This is a genomic window from Microbispora rosea, from assembly GCF_900156315.1.
Classification (GTDB): domain Bacteria; phylum Actinomycetota; class Actinomycetes; order Streptosporangiales; family Streptosporangiaceae; genus Microbispora; species Microbispora rosea.
This window is the reverse complement of record NZ_FTNI01000009.1, coordinates 254,080-267,960: the sequence shown is the minus strand read 5'-3', so window position 1 is coordinate 267,960 and position 13,881 is coordinate 254,080. Positions and strand designations below refer to the sequence as shown.

Sequence of the window (13,881 nt, the reverse complement as noted above, 5' to 3'; positions counted from 1 at the left end):
TGTCGGCCACGGTCATCGACAGCTGGCCGGGGGTGGTGGTGGGCTGGATGTTCACCGACACATCCACGCCGCCGGTGGCGGGGTCGTCGTCGGCCATGGCGGGGGTGGCCGCGCCGGCGAGGGCCAGGCCGAGCACCGACGCGGCGAGTATCCGGGTGGTCATTCTCATGGGAATCGCTCCATCTATGGGGGGCGGGGCCGGCCTGCTGGTCGGCCGGCCGGCCCCGGGTTGTGCTACGGCGGTGTATGCGGCTCAGCCGCAGCTGGACGCGCCGTGGGCGGCGTCGTAGGACGAGGTGACCTGCTTGCCGCCGATCGTGGCGGTCGCCTTCACGGTGACCGTGCCGGCGTCGACCTGCCCGGCCCGGGTGTTGAAGGACTGGTAGGCCTGCTTGCCCGGAGCGACGTCGGCCACGGTCTTCTTGCCGAACGCGGTGTTCAGCTCCACGGTCGCCGGCACGTCACCGGCGTTGACGGCCGTCACGGCGACGTACGCCAAGGTGCCCGTGCAGCGGGACGAGGCGGTCACGGTCAGCGGCACCACGGGAGCCTTGTCGACCGTGACGGTCTCGTTGTTGTAGTTCTTGCCGTTGCCGTCCGGCTTGTAGTTCTTCTCGATGTTGCCCGCGAGGTCCATGGCGAACCAGTGCACCTCGGTGGTCTTGTCGACCGTGATCTTCGCGGCGCCCTCACGCATGCCCGACGAGGTCAGCTTGGGCGAGCTCAGCGTCGGCCGGCTGCCGTCGAGGGTGTAGTAGACGTTCGCCGGCTCGTCCACGCTGAAGGTGAACGTGGCCGAGGTGTCGGTCCTGTCGGTCACCACGAGCTTCGACTCGGGCCTCTGCTTGTCCTTCTGGTACATCTGGGCGACTTCGAGGATGCCGATCTGGCCGTTGGAGAACTCCATCGCCTCCTCGTGGCCCTCATCGAACGGGGGCTGGAAGCCGACCGCGTTGTACCTGTTGGTCGCCGGGTCGTAGACGTCGGCCCCGACCTCGAAGTCCCAGCCGATGATGCCCTTGTTGTACCAGAACTCGTCGGCGCTGTTGCCGGCCGCCGAGTAGAGCACGTCGATCACCGGGCCGGTGCGCCCCGGCCAGATGGCCGTGCCGCGCCAGCCCTGCACGGCCGACAGGATGTGGGTGGAGGCGTTCCAGAAGTACTCCTCCGTGCCCAGGTCCGGCCGCGGCAGCGTCTCCCGCCCGGCGGTCTTGTACGCCCCCGGAGGCCACATGAAGTAGCCGCCGTAGGAGTGGGTGTTCATCGCGAACTTGATGTTCGGGAACTTCTCCGTGAGCCACACCTCGTTGCGCGTCTCCGGCTCCGACAGCTCCGACGGCCCGGCGTAGGTGTCGCCGGTGCAGGTGGTCGAGCCGCCGTTGTATCCGTCGTAGACGCTGCCCACCGAGAAGTTGCGGTTGAGGTCGACGCCCCAGGAGTTGCGCCGCCCGGGGTCCGACCCGTCGGCGGCGCAGTAGTTGACCATGTTCCTGCGCTGCATGTTGTAGTCGTACATCGAGTAGTGGGCGCCGTCGGGGTTCATCGTCGGCACGATGAAGATGTCGAGGTTGTTCACCAGCTTCTTGGTGTCCGCGTCGAGCGCGTAGTTGCGCAGCAGCCGCTCGGCGGTCTCCACACAGGTCAGCGGGGTCACCCACTCGCGGGCGTGCTCCTGGCAGTAGAGGAACACCCCGGTCTTCGAGCCGTCCCGGCTCTTGCCGATGCGCAGTGCCTTCATCTGGAACGGCTGACGCGAGACGGTCGCCGGCGCCTTGAGGTTGTCGGTCAGCTTCGTCGCCGGGGCCGCCGCCACCACACCGGCGCCCGTGCTGGTCCGGTAGAGGGCGGCGGTCAGCAGCGCCGAAGCGGCGGAGTCGCCGTTGAGCGCGGCGACCACCTGGGCGGCCGTGCTGGTGACCGCGCCGGAGGCGTCAGTGGCCAGGTTCACCACGACGTCCTTGCCGTTGACGGCGACGGAGAGCGGGGCCGAGGCGGTCCCGGGGTTCGCCAGCGCCACGCTGACGTCGTTGCCGCCCTCGCTGCCGTACGCCTTCGACGTCACGTAGAACGTGCTCGCCAGCGCGCTTCCCGAGCCCGTGCCGAACTGCGCCTGCGCCTGGCGGCGGTAGCCGTTCGTCTTGTTCGGGAGGTCGACGATCTCCGAGATGTTCGGGAACTGCTTGGCCAGCGCGACGATCCGGCCGGTGACCTCGGTGGGGTCCATGTAGTGGTCGACGAAGTCCTGCACGTAGTGCTTGCTCGGCGCCTTGCGCGGCTCGCCCAGCCACTTGGTGACCGGCACGGTGACCGAGCCGCCCCGGCTGCTGGTGATCGTGACCTGGGTGGGGGTCTCCGTGATCGGCAGCGGCGAGTTGAACCGGTGGTACATGTACTGCCCCGCGTCGGTGAAGCGGGACATCGTCGTCGAGCCGCCGGAGTCGGGGGCCGTGCCGGGGCCGCTGTCCCAGGTGGCGGTGAGCACGGTCTGGGCGTCGGTCGCGCTCGTCTTCACCTCCACCGACAGGAAACGCTGGTTGTCGAGGCTGGTGAACCACTCGGCGCGCAGCGGGGTCAGCGTGTCGGTCTCCGCCGCGTCGGCCGACGCGGCGGCGAGGGCCTGCCGCCGTTCCGCCAGGTTCGCGGTGTAGTCGCTCTGGTCGGAGATGGCGTCGCGGACGTCGAAGCCCTGGTCGCGCAGACTCCGCGCCTCCTCGGGGCTGAGCACGGCGTGCACCTCGATGCCGCCGTCGACGGGCTTGCTGTATTCGGCCAGGTCGACGCCCAGGGCGAGCAGCCTGTCCACGCCCGACTGGTCGGCGACGACGACGCGCATCAGCGCGACGCCGTTCTGTGCGGTGCTGGACGCCCGATCGGGCGGGACCGGATCCGTAGAGGGATCGGCGAGCGCCGGGAGGGCGTTCAGAGTGATCGCCAGGGGGAGTGCGAGCGCGGCGGCATAGCGACGCGCTCTCCGGGGAGAGCTACTCATCGAGTTTCCTCCATATGGCGTGCCTTTCCGGGGAGGGGGGTCAGCCCGGAGTGGATCACGCGAAGTCGAGGGAAGTCTTCGTCACCCCGAAAAGCACGTCAAGGCACATGAACCCCACAAATTCGGGATTTTTCCGTAACGAGACGATCTAGTGCCCGATTGGGTATTTAGTGCCTCTTGCTATCCGGGTCGGTATGGGTAACGGTCCCGGAACACCTCGGTACGGTGATCACATCAGCACGAGGCGTACGGCCTCGGTGACGGGCACGCCCCCGCCGATGAGTTCGAGGACGCGATGCCGCGTCTCCGGAGCGTCGATCAGCGCGGCGATCACGGCGGCCACGTCGTCGCGCGGCACGGCTCCGGAGGGAAGCGGCGGGTCGGCGAGCGTCACCAGACCAGTCCCCGGCCCGTCGGTGAGCCGCCCCGGCCGCAGGACCGTCCAGTCGAGCGGGCGGGCCCGCAGATCCTCTTCCGCCGCCGTCTTCGCGGTGATGTAGGCCGCCCAGACCTCGTCGCTCCCCGGCGCGGGCGGCGATCCCGCGCCCATCGAGGAGATCTGGATGAAGCGGGACACGCCTGCCCGTTCGGCCGCGTCGGCGAGCAGCACCGAGGCACCCTGGTCCACGGTGAACTTGCGCGCGACGCCGCTGCCGGGTCCCGCCCCGGCGGCGAAGACGACGGCTCCCGCCCCCAGCAGGATCTCGGCCACCTTCTCCGGCGTGGTCCGCTCCAGGTCGCACACCGCCGCCTCGGCGCCGGCCGCCTCCACGTCCGCGACCTGATCCGGGTTGCGGATCAGTCCCACGGGCGCGTCGCCCCGCCCGCTCAGCAGGCGTGCCAGCCGAAGGGCGATTTTCCCGTGTCCGCCCGCGATCACCACGCGCATGCGCTCACCTCCGCGCCGATCCTGCCATGACCTCTCCCGGCGGGTGGCGCAGGCCGCGCCGTCACTTGCCCGTCTTCGCTGGTCAATGGTTACTTCTTGTGATACTCATGTCACTGCAAGTAATCGGCAAAGTGTCTGTGGAGATGTCATGCTCTTGGGCGTACTCGCGGTCGCGGCGGCCGTCGGGCTGGTGGCCGTGGCGGCCCTTCTCTTCCGCGCGCTGGGCCGGGGCACCGACGACCGCGATCCCGGCGGCGCGTCCGCCGGTCACGCCGGGTCGATGCTCTCCTCGCTGTTCCTGCTCGTGTTCGCCATCGCGATCGTCGTGCCGTGGACCACGGCCGACTCCGCACGGCAGAACACCTACTCCGAGACCCAGGCGCTCGTGGAGGCCTACTGGGCCGCCGCGCCGCTCCCGGCCCCCGACGCCGCCCAGGTGCGCGAGGGACTCCGCGAGTACGCGAGATACGTCGTCGAGGACGAGTGGCCGCAGATGACGACCGGACACCTCGGCACCGAGGGGACGTCGCGGCTGGAGGCGCTGCGTGCCCACGTGACCGAACTGCCGGCCACAACCGAGGCGGCGCACGACGCCAGGGACGCCGTGCTGGAGCGGATGGCGGACCTGTTCGCCGCCCGGCGGCAGCGCGCCGCCGACGCGGGCACCGAGCCGCCCCCCGGCGTCATGCTGCTGACGGTGCTCACGGGCGTCCTCGTCGTGGTCTTCCCGTTCCTGGCCGGGGCACGGCCCCGGGGGCTCACGCTCGTGCCGGTGCTGGCGATGGCGGTCCTGCTCGGCGTCGGCGTCTATCTCGCCTGGAACATCTCCCGCCCCTTCAGCGGCGGCCTGGCGGTGAAGCCCGAGGCGTTCGTGAGCGCCCTGCACGAGTTCCAGCGGATCCCCGAGGGCCGCTGACATGGGCAGGACGGCGGGCCCGCGCGTGGCCGTCGCGGTCGCGGCCGTTTCCGCCTGTGCCGCGCTGACCTGCGCCACGCTGACCGCCGCGGCACCCGCCCCGGTCCGGGCCGAGCGGCAGGACGCGGGCACGGCCGGCAGTACGGCGGGGAGCACGGTGACCGGGGGGGTGGTGCGGGCAGCCGCCGGTGCGTCCCTCGCGGCAGACGATCCGAACGGACCGGGCCTGCGGGTCGGCGTCTGCCTCGACGTCGACGTGATCGTCGACCTGCACGCCGAGGTCGGCATCGGAAGGCCGGGCTGCACGCCGCCGACACCCGTGCCACCGCCGACCCCTGAGCCGCCGCCCGCGCCGAAGCCTCTGGTGCCGGCGCCCGAGAAGCCCGCACCGGCACCCCGGCACTCCCCGCATCGGGTGGCGGCCGCGCCCCGGCCCGCGGCGGCGCCGTCCCCGAGCCCTCGTCCGACGCCGCGGCCCACTCCGTCGCCGTCACCGGTCTACCGGGTGCCGGCCATGCGCGCGATCGCACCCGTACGGCACCGCAACCCCCTGGGGACGCTCACCGTTGTCATCGTCCTGTCGGTGGCGATCGCCGCCGCCGGTGCCGCCGCCTTCCGCCGGTAGGGAAACCGGTAGGAGGGTGCGGTCGCGGTCGCGCCGGGGGAGCAGGCAGTTCCTCGACGGAGCGGGCAGCAGGAGCTGAGGCGGCCCTCATCGCCGGAATGTGCCGGAAGGGGGGTCGGTGAGCGCGGCGCCGAACACCCACGGCGAGGTCTGGGCGATGAAGTCGCCGGGAAATCCGAGGGTGAACTCGGTGGCCTGTTCCAGGCGCGTGCGCACTTCAGGGGGGAGGGCGAGGCCGGCGGCGGCGAGATTGTCACGTAGCTGGTCGGCGGAACGTGCCCCGACGATCGGATGGACGGCGGGAGAGCGGCTCATCGTCCACGCGATCGCGACCTGCGCCGGGGTCGCGCCGAGGTCGTCGGCGGCCTCCTGCACGGCCCGGGCGACGGCGTGGTCGCGGGCCGAGAGCGACTCGGCCTTCAGCCGTCCCGTGGGCACGGCCCCGTCCTGGGGGGTGTGTACGCGGGGCAGTGTGTACTTGCCGGACAGCACCCCGCCGCCGAGCGGGCTCCATGCCGTGACGGCGAGTCCGAGGGACTCGGCCATGGGGAGCAGTTCCCGTTCGACGTCACGTTGCAGCAGGCTGTACGGCACCTGCAGGCCGATGAAGGGACTCCAGCCGCGCCACTCGGCGAGGGTGTTGGCGCGGGCCACCACCCAGGCGGGGGCGTCGGAGATCCCCACGTAGAGCACCTTGCCGGCCTGGACGGCGTCGTCCAGTGCGCGCATGGTCTCCTCGATGGGCGTGTCACGGTCCCACATGTGCACCCAGTAGAGGTCGAGATAGTCCGTACGCAGCCGGCGCAGGCTGGTCTCCAGGGAAGCCCGGAGGTTCTTCCTGTGGTTCCCCGCGGCGTTCGGGTCGGAGCGGTCGCGAGAGACGGTGTACTTCGTGCCGAGGACGAACGACTCGCGCCTGCCCTCGAGCAGCTCGCCGAGGATCTCCTCGCTGGCTCCGTCGCGGTAGTTGACGGCCGTGTCGATCATGTTGCCGCCGGCCTCGGCGTACAGGTCGAGCATCCGCCGGCACTCGGCCGGCGGCGCGCCCACCCCGCCCTGCTCTCCGAAGGTCATCGCGCCAAGGATCAGTTCGGACACCCGAAGACCGCTCGTGCCCAAGGTGCGGTACCTCATGCCGATGGCTGAATGTGTCATGGGAGAACCATACACGGTGTATGGACGATATGTCTGTACATGACGTCTGTACATGGCGTTCATACATGGCGTCCGTACAGCACGTCGGTATCCTGAGGGGCATGTCTTCGAAGCCCGGTGCGCGGCCGGCCCGTAGATCGGCCGCGGAGCCGGCGTCCACCGGGTTGCGGGAGCGGATCCTGTCCGCGACCCGCGAGCTGCTGCGGGAGCGCCGCTTCGACACCCTCAGCGTCGCCGACATCCTCACCGCCGCGGAGGTCTCCCGGGCGAGCTTCTACTTCTACTTCCCGAGCAAGCAGGCCGTGCTCGGCGAACTGGTGCGCGACGCCGTCGCGCAGGGACAGCAGGCCGCCGACCCCTGGATCGGCGGGTCGCAGGACCCCGTCGCCGCGCTGCGTGCGGGGGTGCGGGACGGCGCCCGGCTGTGGCGCGACAACGCGGGCATCCTCATGGCGATCGTGGAGAGCCAGGGCTCGGACGAGGGGCTGCGAGCTCTCTGGCTGGAACAGATGGACCTGTTCACCGACGCCGCCGCGGCCCGTATCGAGTCCGACCCGCAGGTCCGCGGGCGGCTCGGGGACATGGACGTGCGCGCGGTCGCCGCGTCGCTGACCTGGATGGGTGAACGGCTCTACTATCTGGCCGCGGCCGGTGTCCCCCCGTTCGACGACGAGAGGGTCCTCGTCGACGTCCTCACCAACGCCTGGGCATCGATCCTCTACGGCCGGCCGGTCGCCCCGCCCAACCCGACTCCCAGGGCGGAGCAGGTGTAGCGGAGCCGGCGTCGCCTCCGAGGACGGCGCCGGCTCCGCGCGCTCTCATTCAGGACCGGTTCGCCCGGGCCACGACCTCCTCGCTCGTCAGCGGGCTGCTCGGGTGGTGGCTCAGGCACAGCGGCGTACGGACCTTCGTGAACGACCCGCCCTCGAAGGCCGCGTAGAACTGGCCGGACCGCAGCCGTGCCACGTCGGGGACGTCGCCGCCCTTGGCCCTGGCCAGCTCCCGCGCCGCCGTGATCTGGGCCGGCGCGTTGAGCAGGCCGAAGAACTGGGTGGCGGCGTTGCCCGTGATCCGGTTGTGCAGGCCCTTCGGCGCCTGGGTGGCGAACACCAGCCCGAGTCCGTACTTGCGGGCCTGCGCGGCGAGGGCGAGCGTGCTCTGGGTGCACACGGTCGCCGTCCCGGACGGCGCGAACGTCTGGGCCTCGTCCATCACGAACAGCCCGCCGAGCGGCCGGTCTCCGGCGGGATGCCGCTTGATCCAGGAGAACAGCGCCATCTGCAGCTGGTTGACGAAGCCCTGCCGCTGAGCGTCGGAGGCCAAGCCGGTGAGGCTGATCACCGACACGCGGGCCCGCTTGCCTTCCGGCGGCGTCAGCAGGACGCCCGGATCGACGGGCGTCCCGGTCCCCGCGAACAGCGGATCGCTGATCGTCTCCGCCCTCAGGTGCTGGGCCATCTCGGTCGCGAGCCTGGCCGCGCCTTCGAGAGTGCTCACGCCGTCCGGCAGGTCGTCGAGCAGGGCGATCAGGCCGGCGAGGCTCGTGCCGCCGCGCCGTCCGTAGTGGGCGACGGCCTCGCGGAGCACCGCCTGGCCGAGATGCGCCTTGGCCGTCTTGGCCTCCAGCTTCGCCCGGGGCACGAGCGCGGCGAGGGCGGCGTCCACCGCCTCGCCGAACTCGTCCGGGTCGTCGGCGACGCTGCCGAAGTCGGGCAGCGGCTGGAAGCTCAGCGGCCGTCCCGACTCCTTGCGCGGCGTCCAGATCACCACGTCGGTGTTCGCCAGGTAGTCGTCGGCCCTGGCCGCGTCGCCCTCGCCCCACTCCGCGGGTGGCTCCGGCCACCGGTCGCCGAGCCGCGCGAGGTCGTTGTTCGCGTCGAGGACGATCGCCGAGACTCCCTGAAGGGCGCACTCCTCAACGAGGCGGCGGATCAGCACCGTCTTGCCGGAGCCCGAGCCGGCGAAGATCGCCATGTGCTTGCGCAGGGTCTCCAGCTGGACGCGCACCGGCCGGCCGTCCGATGTCGCCGCCCCGATCGTCAGGTTGGGAGCCTCAGGGCCCTCGTCCGACGACAGCGGCCGTCGCGGGCGGGGAACGGCCGCCACCTCCGCCGCCGGTATCTCGACGGCCGGTGTCTCGACGGCCGGCGTCTCCGCGACCGGTGTCTCCACGGCCGCCACCTCGACGGCCGGTAGCTCCGTGTCCGGTGCATTGGCCGGTGCTTCGGCCGGTGACGCCACAGCGAGGTCCGAGGCGGCGGGCAGCGGCGGCCAGACCTGCAGATCGGGAACGGCCGGACCGAGGGTGACGCCGGAAACCGCGGCGCTCGCACCGACAGGTTCCGGCACACCGCCGGAGGCCGGGGACGCCGCGATGTCGAAGGCCGGGGACTGCGCGGTACCGGAAGCCGCGGCAGATGTGTCGGCGGCAGGCGTGTCACCGGAGGGCAGCGGCGGCGCGTCGGCCACCGGCAGCGTCGTGAGTCCTGGCACCCTCTCCAGACGGAGCAGACGCCGTTCGGGATTGGCGGTGCGCCGGGGGCGGTCCTGCGACCGGCTCGGCCGGGCGGACAGTCCGGTGCCGGACACGCGGGGAACGGCCGCGTCGCTCAGCGCCTCGGCGAACAGCTTCACTTCGCTCGTCGGCTTACGCGAGACGAGCCACGCCCGGAGGTCCGGCGAGTTTTCCGTCAGCAGGGTGCGAAGCGCGGAGAAGATCCTCAAGTCATCCTCTTCGACCTGGAGCACTCGGCCGCCCGCCTGCTCGAAGGCGGCCAGGGCCTGCTGGGTGGCCGGTCCCTTGGCCCAGCTCTGGTTCCTGAGCACGAACAGCTTGCGCGCGGGGATCCGCTCGTCGAGCCCGGCCGCCGTTGACGCGGTCTTCAGCCGGTTGAGCGCGGCGGTGTGATGGGATGCCGAGATGGCGCGGAAGCACCAGTGGGCCTCGTTCTCCGTCTCCTCGTCCAGCGTCCGTCGCAGGCGGGCGTGCAGGGGCGGCTTCGTGCTCGGGGGCGGGTCCTGGGTGAACAGGCGCCCGTCCTCGCCCTGCTCGGCGATCCAGGCGGACAGCCCGGCCGACAGCAGGCCCGGCATCACGACGTCCTCGGTGATCGGGTCCAGTGCCTCCACCACGTCCGCCCGCTGCCGCAGCTCCGCGAACCGCCTGTCGAGCGCGCCGAAGTCGGGTTCCGGCTTCGGGCGCGGCTGGATAGGAACGACCTTGTCCGGTAGGGAGCCGGTCAGCCGTTCCAACTCCGTGACCTGCCCGCTCGCCAGGCATGACCGGACGTGCTGGTCGATCCGGATGAGCAACTGGCGGGGCGTGTACTGGTTCGCCTCCTCGAACGCCTCCGGCTTCACCGGCCACGTCGGATACGGCGGCGTGAACCCCACCGCGCCGTACTGCGCGCTGAACCGCTTCGCGACCAGCGCACGGCCCGTTTCCGCGTCCGGGATCGTCCCCAGCGGCAGGGTCATCCGGAAGCGGTCCTGGACGGTGTCCGTGGCATGTTCTTCGATCAACGTCCACGTGAGGGGGAGGCAGGACAGGACCGTCAGCGTGCGGCGGGTCATCTCGCGAAGGGTCATCAGGCCGCCCGCGACGCGTTCGACCGTCCGGCGGTGCTCGGGGTCCTCTGCCGATCCGCCCCCGGTGCGGGTCGCGGACTGGGCGATCAGCGTGTCGACCTGGTCTACGGCGATGACGGAGGGACCGGTCAGCGCGAGAAGCATGGACAGGTCGTGGACGATCTCCTGCGGTGTCTTCCCGACTGTCCGGAACCCCCACTCCGCGCGCTCGCCGGGCTCACTCTGCGGCGCCGAGATGAGGTAGGCGTCACCGATGTCCTGCGCGGCCAGGTCGTGCGAGGCCCGCAGGGTGAGGGCCCGTGCGGTGTCCTGCACATCGCGGCCGACGTGCGGGTCGTATCGACGCAGGGCGTTGATGAAGGCGTCCAGGTCGGCACGGGACAGGGGGACGTCGCCGATGATCGGGCCGCGTGCCGCCTGTGGCACCTCGGCGAGCACGCAGAGACGCCACAGGAGTTCCCTCAGTTGACTGCCGTCCCCGGCCATCGGCCGGGAGAGGCTGTCGAGCATGGAGAGCAGCACGCTCTCCCAGAAGTCCTTCGCGTCGAGCAGGCTGACGAGGAAGAAGTAGGCGTCCTCTTCGTGCACTTTCTGGCGGACCCAGCCAAGGAGATGTGTTTTGCCCGTTCCCCGCTGGCCCTGTATCGCGACGCCGATCGGGCTGGCGGCGACGCTCTCCTCCGCCTCCAGCAGGCCGTCCAGGATGACCTGCGCGGCGTTCCGGTGTATCCCCTCGACATGGAACGGCAACGGGCGCCACACGTCGTCGGCGACCCGCGTGTAGTTGAATCGCAGGGTCCGAAGGGCGTCGAGTTCGTCGCTCGTCATCATGCTCCGATCAGGATGAGGTGCTTGGCCTGGTCCCCGATCACGACAGCCGCGCCCCTGTCCTCGTCGGTGAGCATCTTCTGGTTGGACTCGGGCACGAGACGTACGTCCGGAAGGCCGATCATGTGACGGAGGGCGGCGTCGACCACGTTCCTGGGGGCGTCGCCCAGGAGGGGACGTAGCCGGGTCAGGCTGACCCAGGCGTTCGGCCTGTCGGCGAGCTGCGCGTACGCCTTCCGGATCAAGGTCTCGACGTCCTCGGACGCGGGCACCCTCTCGATCGGCGGCGGCGCGATCGATTGCTGCGCGATCGGTTCTGCCGTCGTCTCCTCCGTCGTCTCTGGCATCGACGACTCGTGCACCCCGGAAACGGGGCCCTCCACCCGGCCGAAGATCTCGGCGAGGCTGGTCTCGCTCCGGTCGATGTGCCGCTGGAGGTTGCCGACGAGGGCCTTGACCGCAGCCGCGGCGAAGCCGGTGCCCGGCGCGCTGATGCCGTCCCGGACGAGCTCCGACGCGTGGTGCCAGCCCTTGTCGGTCAGCACGTGGCTGAAAGAGCGCCCCGTTCTCCGGCTGGTGACGAATCCGCCGTCGTTGAGGGCGGTCCGCTCCTTGCCCGTGACGGTGACGCCGTACTTCTCCTTGAGCTCGGGATTGGACACCTCCCGGTCCTCTGCCATCAGGATCAGTAGGGCGCAGGTCGCGGAGAAGGACAGGGGTTTGTCAGGCATGGGGTGACCCTTCGAACGTTCCATTGCGGCACTGGTGGAGGAAGCGTTCCAACTCGGCGAGCACGGTGCTGACACGTTTCAGCACCTGCTCGTTGGTGAATCGGCGGACGGCGTAGCCGTCCCGGCGCAGGCGCTGGTCGCGCAGTCCGTCGGCGGCGCGGCGGAGCGGACCGAGATGCTCGGGACCGTCGATTTCGACCACGCATCGTTCGGTACGCCAGAGCAGGTCGACGCGGATCGGGTTGCTGAGCGGCCCTGAGGCGTGGAGCTGGTTCCACTCGCGGCCCGCCGCCCAGTCGCACGGCGACAGTGCCGCCTCCAACCGCCGTTCGGCGGCGCTGCCCGGGTGCGGCAGCCCGGCGAGAGGCGGATAGGTGAGCGCCGGCAGCGGAGACTCCTCGGCGCCGCCCGGCTCGATCTCGCGGACGAGCGTCGCCACATCCTCGGGGATCGGGGCGGCCACGGACTCGATCCGGTCGACGGAGCGCGGCGGCGGCCCGGTGAGCCAGACGCCGAACCCGCCGTGGTGGGCGAGCCATTCGCAGGCCGCGACCAGCACCTCCTCGGCGGCGGGCGGGAGCCCGGAGGGAACCCGCACGAGGATCGCGGCCTCCGGCCGCCGGTAGCCCGAGCGGAGCACCCGGGCCAGCCCCGCGGCGCGGATCTCGGGCGGGAACGTCCCGGCCCGGCCCGCCGTACGGCCTTCGGCCACGGCCCCGCGCGTGACCCCGCCCAGGGCGGCCCGCTCGTGCAGGGCCCGTGCGGCGAGGTGGGCGAGGAAGGGCGCGAAGTGCCTTGTGCCGGAGCCCGTGCGCAGGGCGAGGGCACGGACGGCGGCGACGGCCGCGCCGCCGGTTCCGGTGATGCCGCCGGCCTCGGGCAGCCAGGCGGGGAACATCGCGAGCGCGGCGGACTCCAGCTCGCGCAGCACGTCGGCGACCACGTCCGCAGGGGTCGGGGCCGGGCGGGGGACGTAGGTGACCAGCGCGGGCGCGTCGTCGGGCAGGGGGTCGACCGCCAGCGTGACGGCGTCCGGGTCGCCGTGCAGGTGCACGTCTTGTCCCGCGTGCAGATACACGACCCGGCCCGTGGGTAGCTCCCTCCACGAGCGCGCCACGCCGTCCCCGCCCTGTTGTTGAAGATCCGACAATCTTGACCCGGCAGAGGGTATCGGGCACTGAGGGGACCGTCCACAAAATCGGGAATTTCCGGTTTTGCGCTGCTGGGAGCCGGGGCCGCCGCCGCGGCGGACACGGCCGCCGCACCCGCGAGCAGCGGGGAGGCGCGCGGACTACGCCGTCTCGGATCTGATCAGGCGGAGGAACGCCTTGATGCCCGACAGGACCTCCTGGTTGTCGGTGAGACGGCTGAGGGAGTCCTCGAACGTCCTGCCCATGGCGTCGAGCCGGCGGTCGAGGTCGTCCGCGCGCACCGTGGCCGCGCGGAACCCGGCGCGGGTCTCCGAGGTGAGGGCGTCGAGGCGCTCGGCCAGTTCGGCGGCGCGGGCCTCGGACTCCTCGGCCCGTCTCTCCAGCGCCTCGACCCGCCCGGCGAGCGTGACGACGTCCTCACGCGGAAATCGGACCTCCTCCAGCATGGTGGCCATCCGGCTGCGCAGGTGCGAGAACCAGGCTCCGGCGGGCCTGAAGAAGGTGGCGACCAGGTAGAAGACGGCGAAGTAGTAGCCGACGGTCTCACCGGAGAAGTAGGTGACGACCGCGAGCAGGGCGGCCGACAGCAGGTGGGCGGCGACGGCCGCCCGGCGCATGCGCACGGCGATGCGGAGGGCCTCCGTCTCGCGCTCCGGCGAGACCTCCACTCCACGCTCGCGGCTGACCCGTATCTCGTGGATCAGGGAACGGGCCTGGAAGTACAGGTTCCACGGCACGGTCAGGAGCACTGTCAGCCAGAGCAGGCACAGCGCTCCGAACCCGAGCGAGACGACCACCGGCAGCGGCACGTCCACCACGTAGACCAGGACGATTCCGGCGATCGTGGAGACGATCGCGAGAAGGACGATCCCGCTTCTGCTCACGGCCACTCTTTCTCTCGGCGTTCCGACACGTCAGCGTCGCCGCCGGACCGGCGCGCGGGCATGAGCGCAATCACCCGGATCGACCTGAGTACGACCGCTCAACGGAGAAGGGGGTGGCCCGGAAC

At 71.2% G+C, this 13,881-nt stretch carries 10 protein-coding genes; 3 read left to right on the top strand and 7 right to left on the bottom strand.

Features of this window, described 5'->3' with window-relative positions:
* Positions 1-253: 253 nt before the first annotated feature.
* Positions 254-2,989 (bottom strand): M14 family metallopeptidase, encoded by a 2,736-nt coding sequence (locus BXA11_RS15870; RefSeq protein ID WP_076435182.1) that lies wholly within the window; start codon positions 2,987-2,989, stop codon positions 254-256.
* Between the two features lie 229 nt (positions 2,990-3,218).
* Positions 3,219-3,878, bottom strand: a complete 660-nt coding sequence (locus BXA11_RS15865) for an NAD(P)H-binding protein (RefSeq protein ID WP_076435180.1) — start codon at positions 3,876-3,878, stop codon at positions 3,219-3,221.
* A 148-nt stretch (positions 3,879-4,026) separates the two neighbouring features.
* Between BXA11_RS15865 and BXA11_RS15860 the strand changes: the two genes are divergently transcribed.
* Positions 4,027-4,794 carry a bestrophin-like domain gene (locus tag BXA11_RS15860; protein WP_076435178.1) on the top strand — a complete coding sequence of 256 codons (768 nt, stop codon included), beginning with the start codon at positions 4,027-4,029 and terminating at the stop codon, positions 4,792-4,794.
* A 1-nt stretch (position 4,795) separates the two neighbouring features.
* Positions 4,796-5,419 (top strand): hypothetical protein, encoded by a 624-nt coding sequence (locus tag BXA11_RS45355; protein ID WP_076435176.1) that lies wholly within the window; start codon positions 4,796-4,798, stop codon positions 5,417-5,419.
* Positions 5,420-5,506: 87 nt separating this feature from the next.
* Here the strand turns inward: BXA11_RS45355 and BXA11_RS15850 are convergent, their stop codons facing one another.
* Positions 5,507-6,553 carry an aldo/keto reductase gene (locus BXA11_RS15850; RefSeq protein WP_076435174.1) on the bottom strand — a complete coding sequence of 349 codons (1,047 nt, stop codon included), beginning with the start codon at positions 6,551-6,553 and terminating at the stop codon, positions 5,507-5,509.
* Positions 6,554-6,675: 122 nt separating this feature from the next.
* On the opposite strand from BXA11_RS15850, the gene BXA11_RS15845 reads away from it, so the two are divergent.
* A complete protein-coding gene (locus tag BXA11_RS15845; protein ID WP_083744277.1) occupies positions 6,676-7,347 on the top strand; it encodes a TetR/AcrR family transcriptional regulator in 672 nt (223 codons plus the stop codon).
* Between the two features lie 49 nt (positions 7,348-7,396).
* Here the strand turns inward: BXA11_RS15845 and BXA11_RS15840 are convergent, their stop codons facing one another.
* The 4 genes from BXA11_RS15840 to BXA11_RS15825 all read right to left on the bottom strand — a co-directional run bounded on the left by BXA11_RS15840 (position 7,397) and on the right by BXA11_RS15825 (position 13,756).
* Positions 7,397-10,993: an ATP-binding protein gene (locus BXA11_RS15840; RefSeq protein WP_239105331.1), complete on the bottom strand. Its 3,597-nt coding sequence runs from the start codon at positions 10,991-10,993 to the stop codon at positions 7,397-7,399.
* Entirely contained in the window at positions 10,990-11,721 is a 732-nt protein-coding gene (locus BXA11_RS15835; protein ID WP_076435170.1) for a hypothetical protein, read from the bottom strand. The genes BXA11_RS15840 and BXA11_RS15835 overlap by 4 nt, the downstream gene beginning before the upstream one ends.
* Positions 11,714-12,838: a DUF559 domain-containing protein gene (locus tag BXA11_RS15830; RefSeq protein ID WP_143734293.1), complete on the bottom strand. Its 1,125-nt coding sequence runs from the start codon at positions 12,836-12,838 to the stop codon at positions 11,714-11,716. The genes BXA11_RS15835 and BXA11_RS15830 overlap by 8 nt, the downstream gene beginning before the upstream one ends.
* Before the next feature lie 174 nt (positions 12,839-13,012).
* Entirely contained in the window at positions 13,013-13,756 is a 744-nt protein-coding gene (locus tag BXA11_RS15825; protein ID WP_076435168.1) for a hypothetical protein, read from the bottom strand.
* Positions 13,757-13,881 lie beyond the last annotated feature (125 nt).